The organism is Profundicola chukchiensis, assembly GCF_029664245.1.
GTDB classification, from domain to species: domain Bacteria; phylum Bacteroidota; class Bacteroidia; order Flavobacteriales; family Weeksellaceae; genus Profundicola; species Profundicola chukchiensis.
Genome location: NZ_JANAIE010000001.1, coordinates 164,263 through 181,551, shown reverse-complemented (window position 1 = coordinate 181,551; position 17,289 = coordinate 164,263). Strand labels below are relative to the sequence as shown.

At 34.4% G+C, this 17,289-nt stretch carries 15 protein-coding genes and 1 pseudogene; 12 read left to right on the top strand and 4 right to left on the bottom strand.

The window, feature by feature from the left end:
- Window positions 1–583: 583 nt before the first annotated feature.
- From NLM59_RS11845 to NLM59_RS00745, 3 genes and pseudogenes are all read right to left on the bottom strand, one after another.
- Window positions 584–1,618: pseudogene (locus NLM59_RS11845) on the bottom strand (pseudouridine synthase); the annotation flags it as partial.
- A gap of 540 nt (window positions 1,619–2,158) precedes the next feature.
- Complete coding sequence (locus NLM59_RS00750; protein ID WP_304415824.1) at window positions 2,159–3,076, bottom strand: geranylgeranylglycerol-phosphate geranylgeranyltransferase; 918 nt, start codon at window positions 3,074–3,076, stop codon at window positions 2,159–2,161.
- A gap of 9 nt (window positions 3,077–3,085) precedes the next feature.
- On the bottom strand, window positions 3,086–3,997 hold the full coding sequence (locus NLM59_RS00745) for a mevalonate kinase family protein (protein ID WP_304415823.1): 912 nt from the start codon (window positions 3,995–3,997) through the stop codon (window positions 3,086–3,088).
- Window positions 3,998–4,036: 39 nt separating this feature from the next.
- Between NLM59_RS00745 and NLM59_RS00740 the strand changes: the two genes are divergently transcribed.
- The 12 genes from NLM59_RS00740 (at window position 4,037) to NLM59_RS00685 (ending at window position 15,820) form a co-directional block, all read left to right on the top strand.
- Window positions 4,037–4,402 (top strand): MmcQ/YjbR family DNA-binding protein, encoded by a 366-nt coding sequence (locus NLM59_RS00740; RefSeq protein ID WP_304415822.1) that lies wholly within the window; start codon window positions 4,037–4,039, stop codon window positions 4,400–4,402.
- Between the two features lie 95 nt (window positions 4,403–4,497).
- Entirely contained in the window at window positions 4,498–5,154 is a 657-nt protein-coding gene (locus NLM59_RS00735) for a CBS domain-containing protein (RefSeq protein ID WP_304415821.1), read from the top strand.
- A gap of 1 nt (window position 5,155) precedes the next feature.
- Window positions 5,156–6,034 carry an NAD kinase gene (locus tag NLM59_RS00730; RefSeq protein ID WP_304415820.1) on the top strand — a complete coding sequence of 293 codons (879 nt, stop codon included), beginning with the start codon at window positions 5,156–5,158 and terminating at the stop codon, window positions 6,032–6,034.
- A 137-nt stretch (window positions 6,035–6,171) separates the two neighbouring features.
- Window positions 6,172–7,017 (top strand): type IX secretion system protein PorG, encoded by an 846-nt coding sequence (porG, locus tag NLM59_RS00725; RefSeq protein WP_304415819.1) that lies wholly within the window; start codon window positions 6,172–6,174, stop codon window positions 7,015–7,017.
- Between the two features lie 5 nt (window positions 7,018–7,022).
- The gene (locus tag NLM59_RS00720; RefSeq protein ID WP_304415818.1) at window positions 7,023–7,781 is read left to right on the top strand and encodes an isoprenyl transferase; all 759 of its coding nucleotides are present in this window, start codon (window positions 7,023–7,025) and stop codon (window positions 7,779–7,781) included.
- Window positions 7,781–10,423 (top strand): BamA/OMP85 family outer membrane protein, encoded by a 2,643-nt coding sequence (locus tag NLM59_RS00715; RefSeq protein WP_304415817.1) that lies wholly within the window; start codon window positions 7,781–7,783, stop codon window positions 10,421–10,423. Before NLM59_RS00720 ends, NLM59_RS00715 begins: the two co-directional genes overlap by 1 nt.
- A 46-nt stretch (window positions 10,424–10,469) precedes the next feature.
- On the top strand, window positions 10,470–11,123 hold the full coding sequence (locus NLM59_RS00710) for an OmpH family outer membrane protein (RefSeq protein WP_304415816.1): 654 nt from the start codon (window positions 10,470–10,472) through the stop codon (window positions 11,121–11,123).
- A gap of 21 nt (window positions 11,124–11,144) precedes the next feature.
- Window positions 11,145–11,693, top strand: a complete 549-nt coding sequence (locus NLM59_RS00705; protein WP_304415815.1) for an OmpH family outer membrane protein — start codon at window positions 11,145–11,147, stop codon at window positions 11,691–11,693.
- Between the two features lie 153 nt (window positions 11,694–11,846).
- Entirely contained in the window at window positions 11,847–12,401 is a 555-nt protein-coding gene (gene rfbC, locus NLM59_RS00700) for a dTDP-4-dehydrorhamnose 3,5-epimerase (RefSeq protein ID WP_304415814.1), read from the top strand.
- A complete protein-coding gene (rfbD, locus tag NLM59_RS00695; protein ID WP_304415813.1) occupies window positions 12,398–13,255 on the top strand; it encodes a dTDP-4-dehydrorhamnose reductase in 858 nt (285 codons plus the stop codon). Before rfbC ends, rfbD begins: the two co-directional genes overlap by 4 nt.
- Window positions 13,256–13,431: 176 nt before the next feature.
- The gene (locus NLM59_RS00690; RefSeq protein ID WP_304415812.1) at window positions 13,432–14,346 is read left to right on the top strand and encodes a hypothetical protein; all 915 of its coding nucleotides are present in this window, start codon (window positions 13,432–13,434) and stop codon (window positions 14,344–14,346) included.
- A 61-nt stretch (window positions 14,347–14,407) separates the two neighbouring features.
- Window positions 14,408–15,820: an O-antigen ligase family protein gene (locus NLM59_RS00685; protein ID WP_304415811.1), complete on the top strand. Its 1,413-nt coding sequence runs from the start codon at window positions 14,408–14,410 to the stop codon at window positions 15,818–15,820.
- 11 nt (window positions 15,821–15,831) lie between these two features.
- Here NLM59_RS00685 and NLM59_RS00680 read toward each other — a convergent pair whose 3' ends face one another.
- Complete coding sequence (locus NLM59_RS00680; RefSeq protein WP_304415810.1) at window positions 15,832–17,148, bottom strand: glycosyl hydrolase; 1,317 nt, start codon at window positions 17,146–17,148, stop codon at window positions 15,832–15,834.
- Window positions 17,149–17,289 lie beyond the last annotated feature (141 nt).

The window sequence follows — 17,289 nt, the reverse complement described above, 5'->3', positions numbered from 1 at the left end:
CTCGTTAAAATAGTCAATAGAGCTAAGTTGAATAGAAGGGGAGTTAAGCTATTTAATAATATAAATCTAAACAATTCAATTGCTTGAGTAGAGATAATAAGTTTTAGTTTAAAATTTCAGGCACCTACTTTTTCTTTTTGATATAATATATACATATACCCCATGTTATGCTAGATAATACCGATATGCCTAATATGTAATATAGACGCTTTAGGTTAAAACCCTCATTTAAAATTAGAAAGTGATAAATACTGTACAAAACCAATAAGCCTGCACCAAAAAACAAAGAATTTTTGACGACGAATTTCATAAGCTTTCTATTTTATATTAAACGATAGTGGATGCTTAACTCGTTTAAAGTTAAAGAATTTATTTAATTATCACTTATGAGTTTATTTGAAAGGACAGTCTAACTACACCTAGCTTTAAGAATGCTTCAATTGAAAATTAGCAATGTGCTCTTAAGAACTTTCATCTTAGGACATAAAAAAGAGAGAATGATTACATCCTCTCTTTTAAATATTATCAATAGAATTTAGTTACTGTCTACTACGTATCAATTACCAAATACTACTTACTAATCCTACATCATTTTCAGGAAGTTAACCTCCTTTTCATCAAGAATTCTCCAATCACCTCTTTTAAGGTTCTTTTTAGTTAATCCAGCAAATTGCACTCTGTCTAGCGCTTCCACTTTATAACCTAATTTTTCGAAGATTCTACGAACTACGCGGTTCCATCCAATATGTATCTCAACACCGATTTCATTTCTTGATTTTCCATCGATATAAGATACTTTGTCAACGTTAGCTACACCTTCGTGCATGTGAATACCTTGACGGATTTTCTCCATATCATCACCGTGTAGATCTCTATCTAAAATAACATGATAGATTTTCTTAACACCATGACTTGGATGCGTAAGCTTCTTAGCTAAATATCCATCATTGGTAAATAATAACGCACCTGTAGTTTGTCTATCTAATCTTCCAACTGGGAAAATTCTAGTTTTAGTTGCATTTCCAACCAAATCCATTACTGTTTTTCTGTCTCTTTCGTCGCTAGTTGTAGTAATGTATCCTTTGGGTTTGTTTAAAAGAACATAAGTTTTTCTTTCTGGAGTCAAACGTCTACCGTCAAATCTTACATCATCTTCTGGCTTAACTTTGAAGCCCATTTCAGTAATAACAGTTCCATTTACTTCAACTACACCTGTTTTAATGTACTCATCTGCCTGACGACGACTGCACATACCAGAATTAGCGATGTATTTGTTTAATCTAATTAAACCATCATCTTCCTTAACTGGTTCAGTTGTTTTTCTTCTTGGTCTTAAGTTGCGCTTAAAATCACGTCCACTGTCGGCCGCTCTTTTTCTGTCGCCAAACTTTTTGCCTCCTCTTGGAGCTGGCCTGCGATCTGATCTATCTTTATCAAAACTTCTTTTGTTGTCAAAAGAACCTTTGTTATCAGTTTCTCTATCGCCGTAGCTTTTATTTCCTCCGAATTTGTTCCCTCTTGAACTAGGTTTATCTGAAGAGTAGGGTCTGTCAGTAGAACTTCTTCTATCTGATGAGCCTCTACTGTCTCTGCTATATGGTTTTCTGTCTGATGAACCTCTTCTTTCTGATGCGTCACCTCTATTAGAAGGTCCTCTTCTTTCGTAAGATGAACTTCTGTCTGATGAACTTTTTCTGTCAAAAGATGGTTTTCTATCAGATGAACCTCTATTATCTCTAGAATCTTTGTTAAATGTTCTTCTTTCTGTTGAGCCTTCTCTGCTTGAAGAGCTTCTGTCATTGTCTCCACTGCGGTCAAAGCTTTTTCTTTCACCCCAGTTACTATTTGGTTTGCGTCCACCAAAAGATGGTTTTCTACTTGGTCCACCACTTCTGTCTGACTTTCTTCGATCACTGCCTCCCGGTTGTTCTGATCTTTTGTTGCGATCTCCGCCTCCGAAAGAGCGCCCTTTGGTTCTTGAATCTTGGCTTCTGCCACTGCTTCTTCTGTTCCCCGTGTTTCGTCTCTCGGATGAACCTCTTGATTCGTCCTCGCGACGATCTGAATTCGAATTGTCGAATTTTGGATTCTTTCTTCTCATAATCTTATATTTATTGCCTTTCCTCTGCTGTTGTATAAACCAGCAAAATTCAATCCGTTAATTGATAGGGAAAAACTTTTGCAAATCTAAGGGATTTATCTTAATCCATGCAATACTTATGATACCAATTCCAAGCATTAACTTCAAACTAAGATAAAATAGGTTGAATTGCCATTTTTTGTTAATAAACCATATGACAATCAAGGAGATTAGAAGATAAATCGCAGAGATTCCAAAATAATAATCCATATGACCAACCTCCTCAAATTGTGTCATTATTATCGTCCAAAATATGCTAATTAGTATTAAAATACTTAAAATTAACTTAGTTTTCGGAATGCCCAATGTCACTGGTAAGGTTTTGTAATTATAAATTAAATCTCCTTTGTAACTCACTAAATCCTTTGAAATATCCATGATGAGTAAAATCAAACCAAGAAATAAACCATGGAAGAATATAATTGGTGAGTAATTATTGTAGTGTAATAGAAGCGCCAAAAAAGGCAACATACCCAAAATGGTATAGGAAAGATTCTGTATAAAGGGTAGGCGACTAAGTTTGTGACTATAAAGCCAAACTAGAAACTGATATATAATAAAGAAAATCCCAATTCGCCAAGATGCAGAAAAAGCCAAAGCAAGAGCAATTCCACAAAGGACAAGATAAACATTCAGTTTAAAAGACTGGCTAATAAACCTACTGATATAAGTGGTGAGCGGTCGGCTCACTCGGTCTTTATCTAAATCGTAGAAGTTATTAATAATATAACCCCCAGAAATGGTAAAAGCTGATGCTAATACGATTAAATGTACTTTGTAAGTAGAGAAAAAATGACTTAAAGTTTGATCTTTAGCGAAAATAAAATAGGCCGTAAATATCATGGCCACAACAAGTGCAGCAATATTGTAACCCCGAATCACCGTGAAAAGTGCCAGAAGTTTCAGGAAACTGTTTTTGGCTACTTTAGAGGTCATAAGTATGTATTAGAAACGGTAAAATGGCTCCAATTCAAAGTCAGGAAGCGATTGTTGCGCTTTTTCAAAATCCTTTGTAAAGCCCAAAACAAATCCTCCACCACCAGAACCACACAGTTTTAGGTAATAATCATTGGATTGAATTCCATTTTCCCATGCGTTAAGCAATCGAGTAGGAATCATTGGTTTGAAATTCACAAATGCCCAAGTAGACAAATTCTTTAAATTTTTAAATAAAGGCTCGGTTTTACCTTTCACAAAAGCATCAATACAAGCATCGTTGTACTTCGTAAACTCTTTGTGCATGGTTTTTCTAAAACCTTCATTTTTCATTTTCTCAAAAAATGCTTGAACCATAGGTTCTGTTTTACCTGGTACACCACTATTGATTAAGAAAATAGCGCCTTTGCCTGCTTTTTCCTCTGGAAGACCTACAGTGTCAATGTCGTCTTTAGAATTAATCAACAAAGGAATATTCATATAACAAATCAGAGGGTCAATTCCAGATGATTTGCCATGGAAATAAGACTCCATTTTACCTAGAATATTCTTTAATTCGCTGATTTTGCCTTTAGATAATCCATTTGTAGCAATAGGATTATGTGCATATTGATCGTAAATCGCTGCTACCAAAGCACCAGAACTACCTACGCCATATCCTTGTGGAATATCTGAATCGAAGTACATGCCTGCCGCTAAATCTTTTTCTAAGCGCTCAATATCAAAACTATCGGGCATTTCAGATGAAAGGTAATCAGCAAACTCCATCAATTTTTCGTTAGAATCAGAATGCGCTTCCGCGTCTACAAATTTTAAAGTACCTTTATAAAAATTGTACGGAATAGTCAATCCTTTAGCGTTTTCGATGATTCCATATTCACCGAAAAGTAAGATTTTAGCAAAAAAAGATGGTTGTTTCATACCTTCTATTATTCTGTGCAAATATACATATTTTTAAACATGCATATTGAAAACTTTTTAAACTACTGTTTGTCGTTGCCTCATACTCAAGAGGATTTCCCCTTTGGGCCAGATAATTTAGTTCTTAAAGTAGGAGACAAAATCTTTGCCATAACTGATTTGTCCTCAGAGGATTTTAGGGTAAACCTTAAATGCGATCCAGAATGGGCAATTGAATTAAGAGAAAAATATCATGAAATTAAACCAGGTTATCATATGAACAAGAAACATTGGAATACCGTATCTTTTCAGGGAAGTTTGTCAGGTGAATTTTTAAAAGAGCTTATTAATCATTCTTATGAAAGAGTCTATAATGGACTTACTAAAAAAGTAAAAATGGAATTGGAAAACCTAGATTTAGATTAAATAATTCTTGGTACTCATTTTGACATTATCTTGTTAAAATAACAGATAGCCATAACTAGTAGTCATTTTTTTTTAACTTAGCTGAAAATCTGCCCATGTTAATTACAGATTTAATATCAAAAGAAATTATTCCTGTTTCTACAAATACAACTGTAGAAAAGGCATTACAAATGTTAGATGGATTTCATCTAACACATATTCCCTTGTTTGAAGGTTTAACCTTTTTAGGTAACATTTCAGAGGCGCATTTAAACGAGGCGCCACTTCAGGATGTTCTGACCAACGCAAAGCCATATGTAGATTACTTTTTCTTAACGGAGACAAGTAGCATTTTCGATGCGATCAACGAGTTTTATACACATGATACCAACGTAATCCCGGTATTAAACCAACAAAAAGAATATCTTGGTGTTCTGTTGGTGGAGGATGTGATGGGGAAACTATCAAAACTTCCATTGCTATCGGAGCCATCGGCTATGTTAACAGTTAAGATTCCTACCAAGCAGTTTTCGATGAGCGAGGTGGCTAAAATTGTAGAATCCAATAACGGAAGAATATTCGGTAGCTTTATTTCTGGCTTTGAAGATGATTTAACCGAGATTACAATTAAATTCAATGCAGAAAGCCTGTCTTCTGTTGTCGAAACTTTTGAACGTTTTGGTTATTTAGTTAAACTCAAATTCTTTAACGACGAAAAACAAGACATGATACACGATCGATATGACCAACTAATGAAGTACCTAGATGTCTAAAATGAAGGTTGCGATATATGGAATGCAATTCTCTGAAGCTTTAGAGGATTTTATGCCTGAATTATTAGATAAATTCAGAGAAAAAGAAGTTGAGTTTCAGGTGGAAGAAAAATTCTTGGAAATCCTGAAATTTATTAAATCCATTAATTTAGAAAACGTTCCAACTTTTAAATCCCATGAGGATATGTGGGATGATTTAGATTTGTTTTTCACTTTTGGTGGAGATGGAACTATTTTGTCTGCTATCACGATTGTACAGGATTCTAACGTTCCTATGGTGGGAGTGAATACAGGTAGGTTGGGTTATTTAGCTGGAATTAATAAAAAAGAGATTCTTCCTTATTTAGACGATATATTGGCTAAGAATTTTAAGATTAGTCGACGTTCTTTAGTCAAAATTCATTCACCAGGTTTACATTTAAAATTTCCTTTTGCATTAAATGAAGTTACGCTTATGCGCAAGGAAACTACCAGTATGATTACGATTGATGCATACATTGATGGGCAGTTGGTGAATTCATTTTGGGCGGATGGTTTAATTATTTCTACACCTACCGGATCTACAGGATATTCATTGAGTTGTAATGGTCCGATTATCTCTCCAGAAACAGAGAATTTTGTGATTACCCCGATGGCGCCACATAACTTGAATGTTAGGCCATTGGTTATTCAAGATAGTGTTGAAATTAGATTGATAGTACACAGTCGAGTACCAAAATATTCTTTATCACTAGACAATCGCTTGGATTCTATAGACGTAAAACACGAAATATGTGTGAGTAAGGCTGATTTTATGGTCAATATTGTTCAATTAAACCATAGTAACTATTTAGAAACATTAAGACAAAAATTATTTTGGGGAATTGATAGAAGAAACTAACTTTAGGGATTTTAAAAGAAATTATTAAAAGCATACGCTCTGCCGACATAAATGTTTATATTTGCCCCGCATAAAAAATGTAGGAAATACAACATTGGCAAAGTTTGTACGTTAACAATGTACATTATACAATTATTATGAGAGGATTTTTTGTATTCATATTTATAACAATTTTTGCATGTAATCTGCAAGCGCAAAAGCACGAAGTAGGTTTGTTTTTGGGTGGTGCCAATGGTATTACAGATGTTGGTAGAACTGATTTTATCAATCCTTTGCCCAAGAGTTTTGATAAAGGTGAACCAACTATTCCTATTGCGATTGGGGCTATTTATAGATTCAATTTAAACCCACAACAATCACTACGTTTGAATTTAGATTATTCTAGGTTTATTGATAACGATAAATTAGCAGCTGAGGATTATAGATATGATCGTGGTGCCAAATACTCTCAATCTTTATTTGAAGCATCCGTAGTTTTTGAATATAATTTCTTCCCAATTAATGCTGAGCAAGAAAGAGGTCATTCGCCTTACATCTTTGCAGGTGGTGGAGTTTTTGGATATAATCATCCAGAGTATAAAGTTACTCACCAATTACATGATGGAAGTACAGCACCAACATCAGCACAAGATTTTGAAACTTTAATAGAAAAATCAAATAAGACAAAAATATCATATACCGTTCCTTTTGGAGCTGGATATAAATACAAGTTCAGATGGAACTGGATTGTAGCTGCAGAAGTTGGCGTTAGACCTACTATGGTTGATGACCTAGATATGGCTTTCGCGCAACCCGAAGACTTTAGCTACGTCATAGAACCAGGATTAGAAACTTACAATGGAATTTCGCAAGAAATCCAAAAGCGTAACGACGAGTTAATTATCGGAAGACAATTAGGAGATCATTCAAATAATGATTGGTATGTTTTCACTGGTTTAACTTTAACTTACACCTTCGGAAGACCAGCATGTTTCTGTGATTAATAAGAATGCAACAAACCTTAAGAAATAAAATTGACTCATCGAATATACCACAACACGTTGCCATCATTATGGATGGAAATGGTCGTTGGGCTAAGAAGAAGGGTATGTTGCGAACCTTTGGGCATAAAAATGCCATAAAAGCTGTTCGCTCGGCCATTGAAGGCTGCGACGATCTTGGTATTCCTTATTTAACACTTTACGCTTTCTCCTCTGAAAATTGGTCTAGACCCATGGAAGAGGTTGGCTTTTTAATGGGCTTGCTAGCAAGTTCACTCAAAAAAGAGTTAAAAACACTTCAAGAAAACAATATTCGACTTTGCACGATTGGAGATATAGACAAACTACCCAAAGATGTGTCTGCCGAGTTGAAATCGGTAATGGAGTCGACAAAAAATAATACCAAAGCTGTTTTGACGCTAGCTTTGAGTTATGGCGCTAAAGATGAAATCATTTCTGCTGTAAAATCAATTGCAAAAGACGTCAAAGAAGATAACCTAGAAATTAACAACATTACACCAGAAGTTTTCAAAAACTACTTGTTTACTGCTGATTTACCAGATGTAGACTTAATGATAAGGACAAGTGGCGAAACGAGGATAAGCAACTTTTTGCTGTGGCAAATTGCTTATGCAGAACTTTATTTTACTGATATTTTATGGCCAGATTTTAGAAAAAAAGATCTATTTGAGGCTATTTACTCTTATCAGAAAAGAGAAAGAAGGTTTGGGAAAACTGGTGATCAATTAACGGAACCGAAGAATTAATGATGAAGAAATTATATATACTAACCTTATTTAGTTGTGTTACATTGAGTGCGCAGGTAGATTCGACAGGAATTCAGCCAAAGAAAGTGGTTGATTTTAACGTAGATTCTACGCAAATCAATACACACGGCGTTTTTAACTTTGAAAAGATAGGTAGTAAACAGGACACACTTACGGCGCCAGCTCAAGTGACTGAAATGCCAGGTAGTTCTGTAGAAATGATGGCACAGTACATTCTAAAAGGTTTAGATGTGAGTGGTGGTACGCCTTATAGTACAAACCAAATCCTGAGATTTACAGGCCTACAATTAGGCGAAGAAATTGAAATTCCAGGTGCGAAAATCAATAATGCGATTAAAAAATTATGGAGAACTAACTTGTTCTCTGATGTTGAGTTTTTTGCAACTAAAGTTGTAGGGAACGAAATCTATCTTAGAGTTAATTTGGTAGCGCTTCCAAAAATCAACGAAGTTGAAATAGTTGGCGTTAAAAAGTCTTTAAGAGAAACATTAATCAAGGATAATAAGCTTAAGCTAAACGAAAAGATTACGCAAAACCTTATTAATCAAACAAGAATTAATATTAAGAATCACTTTACAGGAAAAGGATTCCCAGATGCAAAAGTAGATTTCACTACGGTTCCAGTTGAAGGTAAAAATCTTACTGAAGATGTAAAGATTGTAATCGATAAGGGGCCTCGTGTGAAGGTGAAAGATATTATCATTGAAGGAAATAAGGAGCTTAAATCCGGAATGCTAAGAAGAAAAGGATTTAAGAATACCTCTAGAACTGACTTAAGAAGTATCTTGAAGTCATCTAAATTAGTTCCGAAAGATTTCGAAGAAGATAAAGAAAACTTAATCGACGTTTATAAAGGATATGGATTTAGAGATGCTAAAATAGTATCGGATACGATTGAACGCGTTTCAGAAAATAGATATGTTGTTAAAGTAAAAGTTGACGAAGGAGAAAGATATTACTTAGGTGATGTTACTTTTGTTGGAAACTCAGTATATGATACGGAAATTTTAGAAAGAATATTCGCGTATAAAAAAGGTGATGCTTATGATGCAGTTGGTATCAACAAAAAAGTATCAGGCTCGGATAAAGACGATGATATTCATACGCTATACTTAAACAATGGTTATTTATTCTCTAACGCTATGCCGATTGAGAAGTCAGTTAAAAATGACACCATTGATTTAGAAATTAGAATTCAAGAAGGAGAGCAAGCAACTTGGAATCGTGTTACATTTAATGGAAATACTCAAACCCATGACCACGTTATCGCACGTGAATTAATGACGCGCCCAGGAGATTTATTCTCTAAAAGTGATATTAAGAGAACATACTTTAAATTAGGAGGTTTAGGATTCTTCGATCCTCAACAAATTTCACAGGACATTAAACCTAATGTTGAAGATAACACAGTTGATATCGATTGGAAATTAGCACCAAAATCTTCTAGCCAGATTGAGCTACAAGGTGGTTATGGTGGAGGAAGATTCATCGGTACTTTAGGTTTAACTTTCCAGAACTTCTCTATTGGTAACTTGTTCAAAGGCGAAGCATGGAAGCCAGTTCCACTTGGAGATGGACAAGCATTGTCGATTAGAGCACAAGCAGGTAGTTATTTCTCAAACTATAGTATTTCATTTACGGAGCCTTGGATTGGAGGAAGTAAACCAACAGCATTGTCATTATCAGTTTATAACTCAAACTATAAGAATTTATATAGCTCAGAGGATTCTAAATTGAGAATTTTGGGTGCTTCAGTTGGTTTAAATAAATTATTAGCTTGGCCAGATGATTACTTCAGATTAAATCAAGCGGTTTCATTCCAGAACTACAACTTTGAGAACTATAGATATAATGTAGGTACAATTCAATACGAAAACGGTCAGTCTAATAACTTGGCTTACCAAATCGGTTTAAGTAGATTGTCTGCAGGTAATGATCCTGTGTTCCCAACTTATGGATCGGACTTTAATGTAAGTTTAAAAGTAACACCGCCTTATTCTTTATTAAACAATAACAAGGATTACAAAGCATTAAAAGAAGATGGTAATTTCGAACAGTTATACAAGTGGTTAGAATACTATAAAGTTCAATTCTCTGGTAACTGGTATAAGGAATTAGTAGGAAAATTAGTTTTAAGAACGGGTGCAGAATTCGGTCTTTTAGGAAACTATAATAAAGATATTGGTATTTCACCATTCGAAAGATTCTTCATGGGAGGAACTGGATTACAAGCCAACCGTTTCGATGGTCGTGAGATTGTACCTTTGAGAGGTTATCAAGATTTCACTGATGGTGGAGGACAAGTAGGTAGAGATATTACACCCTTAGGTGGAGGTACTATTTATGATAAATTCTTGTTAGAGTTAAGATACCCAATCACGATGGGACAACAAGCTAAGATTTTTGGTTTAGGTTTCTTTGAAGCTGGTAATACTTGGGATGATCACAAAGAGTTCAAACCATTTGAGCTTAAAAGATCTGCCGGAGTTGGTATACGTGTATTTATGTCGGCCTTTGGTATGTTAGGATTTGACTTTGGATATGGATTCGATCCTTATCTTAATTCAAGTGGGGAAGCATCTGGATGGCAAACACACTTTATATTTGGTCAGTCATTCTAAAGCTATTACCCTTGGCACGATTTTCGTTTAATCAAAATTAGTCATTATGAAAAACAGTATTGTAATATTCATTTTCCTTATAAGCACCAGTATGTTTGGGCAGCGTTTTGGGTATGTTGATACAGATTATGTATTGAATAGTTTACCGCAATATGCAGATGCACAACAGAGATTGGATATGCAGGCAAATAATTGGGCTACGGAAATTGAGAATCATAATGAGCAATTAGAAGTGATGTTAACTGAATTTCAAAACGAGAAAATTCTTTTAACAAAAGATCAGGTTGTAGAAAGAGAGGCTGAGATTGCAGAAAAAAGACAAACGATTAAGGATTTACAAGCACAGAGATATGGACCTAATGGTGATATGCTTTCAGTGCGTAGAAACTTAGTTAAGCCAATTCAAGATCAAATTTGGAATGCTGTAAAAACAGTTGCTGAAAGAAGAAAATACAGTTTTGTGTTTGACAAAGGAAGTGACTTGGTTATGCTTTATTCAGATCCAAAATATGATATTAGCGAAGAAGTTTTAAGAATGGTTTTACCAGAAGGAAAAGAACCTATTCGCGATGCTAAAAATAGAAGAACACCAGATAATAGTGTGAACCCTATGAATAGCGACAAAAGAGTTTTAAAGAAAATAGATAACAGATTAAAAATTCAAAAAACCGAGTCTATTAAACCGGTTAAAAGTAAGTAATAAAATAAATTGAATATAACTATGAAAAATTTAACATTAATCGCCTTTTTTTCATTCCTATTATTAGGAATTGGTAGTGTGAACGCTCAATCAGTTGCTCACGTAAATTCTAATACAATTTTAGAGGCACTTCCTGATTATATAGCTGCGCAGACTAAATTAGAAACAGAGGCAGAGCGTCACCAAGCAGAGGTTGAAAGAAGAGAAGCAGAAATGCAAACCATTTGGACTGACGGTCAAAAACAAATGGAGGCTATACAAGATAAATCAGAAGCAGAACAACGTGCTTTAATTCAAAAATTGGCACCTGTTCAAGAAGATCTTCAAAAGAAACAACAAGAATTAATAGAGTACCGAAAAACTGCGGCTGATACTTTAAATAAATTGGAAAGAGATTTAATACAACCTATCCGTGAAAAAGTACTGGGAGCTATCCAGCAGGTAGGTGATGAAAAACAGTTAGCGTATATCATCGATATGGCAACTGCAGGACCAAGCGGAACTGTATTGTATTCTAAAGGTGGTGTAGATATCACAAACGACGTTAAAAAACAATTAGGAGCTCAATAATTATTGAACCTAAATAAGTACTATAAAGCCGACTCTATGGAGTCGGCTTTTTTTGTTAATAAGGCGATAACTTAAGTGTAATTTTATTAAGTTTATGTTTCTAAAATATATAATAATTCTAAAGATTGTATATTTGTCACAATCCTTATAGATATGAAAATAACACAAACAAAACTTGAAGGTTGTTTTATTGTAAAACCTCAAATCTTTAAAGACGAAAGAGGATACTTTTTTGAAAGTTATAACTTCCAAAGATTTAAAGAAGCCACTGGAATAGATTTGCTTTTTATGCAAGATAACCAAGCCAAATCTCAATATGGGGTTATTAGAGGTTTACATTTACAAAGAAAACCATCTTTACAAACTAAGTTTTTGCGTGTTTTAGAGGGTGAAATTCTCGATGTAGCGGTAGATGTTAGAAAAGACTCACCGACCTATGGTCAACATGTTGCGGTTGAGTTAAGCGCTGAAAACAATCTACAGCTTTATATCCCTCATGGATTTGCACATGGTTATTCAGTTTTATCGGAAACAGCGGTTGTCGCATATAAATGTGACGCCTTTTACGATAAAGATGCAGAAGATGGTATTTATTTATTTGACGAAGATTTAAATATTGATTGGGGAATTCCAAAGGATAAAGCTATTTTATCAGAAAAGGATTTAAATCAAAAACTTTTCTCTGATTTTAAGGCGGTTGAGCTATGAAAAAAGTATTAGTTACAGGAGCAAATGGGCAGTTAGGACAATGTATCAAGGATGCCGTTAGCCAAATAAACAACAGCGAATATCATTATACCTTTGTTACTCGACAAGAGTTTGATCTGGCTAATATTCAAATGATGCGCGATTATTTGACTCAAAATGAATTTGATGTTTTGATAAATTGTGCAGCCTATACAGCTGTTGATTTAGCCGAGGAAGAAGTTGATAAGGCTTATGCTGTGAATGCAGAAGCTGTTGGAGAAATGGCGAAAATTTGCGCTGAAAAAAATATTGAGTTAATTCATGTTTCAACGGATTATGTATTCGATGGAAATGCTGATAAACCATTTGCTGCTGATCATGAAACCAATCCAATAAGCGTTTACGGTAAATCTAAATTAGTAGGTGAGCAGTTGGCATTGGAAAATAATCCAGAGACGATTATTATTCGTACGGCCTGGGTTTACTCTCAACATGGGAAGAATTTTATGAAAACCATGTTGCGTTTGTTCGCTGATAAAGACGAAATTTCGGTGGTAAATGATCAAAAAGGAACACCAACGAATGCAAATGATATCGCTAGAGCTATTCTAAAAGTTGTTCAAGCTAAGAAGAAGACGCCAGGTATCTATCACTTTACCAATGCAGGAGACACCACCTGGTATGGCTTTGCAGAGGCTATCAAAGAGCTTACAAATGCAGAAATAAAGATTAATCCTATACCAACTTCTGAGTTTCCCACACCGGCGAAACGACCTGCTTATTCAGTTTTAGACACAGCTAAAATTCAAGAGGTATATGATGTTGAGAGCCCTCACTGGAAAGATAGTTTGAAGTTGCTTCTTAGTAAGCTTTAGAACGATTTCACAACATATCTAAAATTAATTATTTAAATCTGAAAGATTACCCAGCGCTAGCAATAAGTCCAAATAGTAATATTTTGGGCCCTTAGCGGCATATAGCCAAACGAAAATACTTCAGTATACATTTTTACGCTATATTTGTGACCTTTATTTGTTTAAATAATTAATATATGTCTCCAAACTTAGAAAATACAGAGCCAGAAGTAGATTTATTCTATGTGATGAAAAAAATTGGTGATTTTTTTGATTACTTAGGTGAATTAGCGGTTCGGTTTATTCAGTTTATACTTAGAAATATTTTTATTTTCATAGGTTTAATTGTAGTCGGAATTGTACTAGGTTATCTTTTAGATTCCAATAAAAAGGATGAATATAGGCATGAAATAATTTTGTCACCCAACTTTGATAGTTCATCTTATTTGTATGAGAAAGTTTCGAGTCAGCAGGATAAGTTAGATTCTATTATTGTAGGAATAGAGGTTGAACCGATTATAGATGTTTTTGGTCTGTTATCTTCTGGGTCAAATAATTTGGAAAAAGGAGAGTTCTTAAGTGAGAATAATATCAATATTTCTACGCATGAACCTGGTAATCAAACAGAAATAATTTATAAACTTCATAAGTTAACGATTAAGACAGATCGACGAGACACGGATGGTGAAATTGTAAGTAATTATTTGAATAAATTAAACCAACAACCTTATTTCCTGAAAAGACAAGAAATCGAACAAGCACATATTATAAATGAGATAGAGGAAAAGCGAGCCTCTATTCAGAACATAAATAATATGTTTCAAAAGATGGGTGCTGCTGATACTGTGGCGAAAAGCGATTTTAATATAGAAATGTATCCTGAGCTAAATGGGCTGATAGAAAGTAAGAATTATTTGTTATCTAATATAGAACAGCTCCAAATCTCGCAAGTCGAAAAGTCCAAGGTTTTTTATGATATAGCTAGGGTTCAGAACATAAAAGATAATACGCTGTCGTATATGATAATTATACCTTTAGTACTGATTTTGATCTATTTACTACTGGTGTTTTTCCTTGGGAAATATAAGAAGATTAGCGCTAGAATATCTTGATACTGCGTTGGAAATATAGTGTTTTTGAATTTAAAAATCATTCCAGATTAGCTTACTTGCAATGAGGACTTTACGAGATGTTTATACAGTTTTATTCATTGTAGGATTATTTTTTATTCCGTTTAACGATTTTGATGGTCTCTCATTTTTAGGTGAATATAAAAATGAAGCTGCAACCTATTTCTTTTTACTCGGTTTTACTGCTTTAGGGTTAGAAACACTGTTTAAAGGACGGATAAACATTCCGTACAAGAGTATTATCTTTCAATTAATTTTCATTTTTGTCTTGTGGACTATCATCGCCACATTGTTTAATTTGCCCACCGTTATAGATAGTTTTTATAAACAAACGTCTGGGCTGAGTCGGTTTGCTAGACAGTTTTTATCATTAATTATTTCTGTTTTTGTATTTTTTACTTTGTATTGGAATGTCGTACGGGGTTTAAGTTTTGAGCAGATATTACGCCTTATTAGAAAAACATTTTTGTTCAGTTTCATTTTTGTTTTTGTGTATGGTATCATAGAGTCCGCCATTGTTATTTTTGGGCTGAGTCAACTGCTACCCATTTTGAATTTATTTGAGATATTTCCGTTTGTTAATGTAAGTTTAAATGACATAGGGCGCATAAGTTCAGTTACCTATGAGGTGCCTTCTTTGGGTAATTATTTGATAACGATTTCTGCTTGGATGTTTAGTTATGTGGCAACCGAAAAGAGCAAATGGCGATATATTCCAATGCTCATGGTTTTGTTGTTGATGTTTCTATCGGGCTCAAGGACAGCTTTGATTAATGTCTCGTTACAGTTGATTGTTTTCTTTGTAGCATTATATTTTAAAAAGGAATACAGAGAGGATATAACAAAGCTTTTTTTGGCGACAAGCATTTTAATTGGCATTCTTTTTACGTTTTATTCTCAACCTATTATTTCCACGATCCAAGAGAAAATAGAATCACTAGATCCAACCAAGAAAACGGCGCATGATCTGTCAAATCGAACACGTTTTGGGATGCAGTATGCCTCTTTACAAGTGTTTAAAAAAAATCCAATTGTAGGTGTTGGTTTAGGGCAAGAAACTTATCACAAAATATATGAATACCCTTTTTGGGCAACTTATGGTAATTGGGAATTTAAATATAGATATAGAAACCAAAAACTAAAATCTTTTCCCTCTGCTTATAATATCTACACCCGACTTCTTGCAGAAACTGGAATTATTGGATTTGGCATATTTGCTAGTCTATTGTTCATTTGTTTAAACAGAAGTCGTATCCTTTGGATTAAGAGTTCTGATCCCGTGGTGGCAAACATAGCACTGATATTATTAGTCTCCTTTGTTGGTCTCTTTGTAAACTGGTTTCAGACCGACTTTTTTAGACAATATGGCGTGTGGATGAGTATGGCTATTTTAATTAAATTATGGCAGAATCGTATGGCAATTCTCGCAAAAAATGACTTGGCTACTTCCGGGTGAGTAAATACGGACTATGGTCGGTCGAATCCAGTTCTTCGTTCGTATCCTACCCAAATAGATTCATCCCAATAATCTTGAGAAACGATAATTGATTTTCTAATATCTAAATTCGGATTTTTCTCAAGTTTTTTTAACCAAAATTTGATTTCGGATTTCAAGGGTAAACGGTGTAGCAAATCTTGGTAGGTTTGACTAATCATTGCTTCGGGTGTCTTATGAGCTATTTTTTTAATTTCATTCTTTTCATAAAACTCATGCACGAATTGTGGGCTATTTTTTAAATCTTTTAAACGCTGTATCCAATAGGCTAGGTTTTCTTTAGAAGGAAGCTCATTTTTTAAGTCAGAAAAAAGCGCATAAATATAATCTTCATAACCATGATTTGCTTCTTCAATACCAAAGCGTAAAACCTTAGAGATGGGTTTATATTCATATTGATTGGGCGCATTTTTCCATTTTACAATACCGAAATTTGCCTCCTCCGGACCGGCCCAATCTTGGTGGATTAAATAGGGCTGATCATACAGTTCATACACAAAAAAAGCTTTAACATGTTCCTGTTGATACAAGCTCTTAATATATGTTTGCATTAATTCCGATTGACTTATCTCCGAATCATAACTACCTCGTTTTGCGTTTATTTCGGTTAACCAAATAGGTTTTTGAAAACGCTCGTAGAGAATGTCAATAATCCTTCCTTCACCAAAATCAGAAATAAATGTATAATCTTTTGAATACCAATGATAGCCTAAAATATCATAGGGAACTTCCTCTTTTTGGAGTAACTCATAGTAACCAAAATGTAGCCATCCTGCACTATTTATGATCGCCTTGGCGTTGGGATCTACTTCTTTCAGCCCTTGATGCATACCTTTGAGATACGCCGCAACAACCTTAAATTTTTTGATATCATAATCGTGCATATATTTCCCATCCGATCCCGACGTGATAAAGCGAAGTTCTTGCTCATTGCCTAAAGTATAATATTCAATAAATTCGGAGTATTGACGGGCAAAACCTTTCATTTGTCTATATCCTCTGTTATAGGCTTCGTCTAGATTAAGCTTAAAATCATCTAAGAATTCATTGATAAGCAACACAGGATTAATCGAAATCCCTTCTTTCTGTGCTTTTTGCAATAAAACCAGAAATCTATCTGGATGTAACCTGACATTTCCTTCCAAATCTGTTCTTATATCAAATCTATAAGCGTCGAATTGATGCTCTTTCAATATGCGTAAATCTTGATCAAGGCTAGTGTTCACATAGTCTAAATTTGTCACAGGATGACCGTTGACGCCCCAAATAAATATTTTGTTATTTGGCACTAAACGGGATTTGCTTGTGATTTCTTTGGGAGATGTACTGCTCAAATGAGAAGTGGAACAGCTCATCATACTTAGAAAAATAAGAAGGATTGAAAGGAATTGTGTATTTTTTAGTTTTAAGCAAAAAACTCTCATATTTGG

Bases quoted from the DNA above. Each gene is read 5' to 3' on its own strand.
- NLM59_RS00750 (WP_304415824.1), bottom strand. From the start codon at position 3,076: ATGACCTCTAAAGTAGCCAAAAACAGTTTCCTGAAACTTCTGGCACTT.
- NLM59_RS00745 (WP_304415823.1), bottom strand. From the start codon at position 3,997: ATGAAACAACCATCTTTTTTTGCTAAAATCTTACTTTTCGGTGAATAT.
- NLM59_RS00740 (WP_304415822.1), top strand. From the start codon at position 4,037: ATGCATATTGAAAACTTTTTAAACTACTGTTTGTCGTTGCCTCATACT.
- NLM59_RS00735 (WP_304415821.1), top strand. From the start codon at position 4,498: ATGTTAATTACAGATTTAATATCAAAAGAAATTATTCCTGTTTCTACA.
- NLM59_RS00730 (WP_304415820.1), top strand. From the start codon at position 5,156: ATGAAGGTTGCGATATATGGAATGCAATTCTCTGAAGCTTTAGAGGAT.
- porG (WP_304415819.1), top strand. From the start codon at position 6,172: ATGAGAGGATTTTTTGTATTCATATTTATAACAATTTTTGCATGTAAT.
- NLM59_RS00720 (WP_304415818.1), top strand. From the start codon at position 7,023: ATGCAACAAACCTTAAGAAATAAAATTGACTCATCGAATATACCACAA.
- NLM59_RS00715 (WP_304415817.1), top strand. From the start codon at position 7,781: ATGATGAAGAAATTATATATACTAACCTTATTTAGTTGTGTTACATTG.
- NLM59_RS00710 (WP_304415816.1), top strand. From the start codon at position 10,470: ATGAAAAACAGTATTGTAATATTCATTTTCCTTATAAGCACCAGTATG.
- NLM59_RS00705 (WP_304415815.1), top strand. From the start codon at position 11,145: ATGAAAAATTTAACATTAATCGCCTTTTTTTCATTCCTATTATTAGGA.
- rfbC (WP_304415814.1), top strand. From the start codon at position 11,847: ATGAAAATAACACAAACAAAACTTGAAGGTTGTTTTATTGTAAAACCT.
- rfbD (WP_304415813.1), top strand. From the start codon at position 12,398: ATGAAAAAAGTATTAGTTACAGGAGCAAATGGGCAGTTAGGACAATGT.
- NLM59_RS00690 (WP_304415812.1), top strand. From the start codon at position 13,432: ATGTCTCCAAACTTAGAAAATACAGAGCCAGAAGTAGATTTATTCTAT.
- NLM59_RS00685 (WP_304415811.1), top strand. From the start codon at position 14,408: ATGAGGACTTTACGAGATGTTTATACAGTTTTATTCATTGTAGGATTA.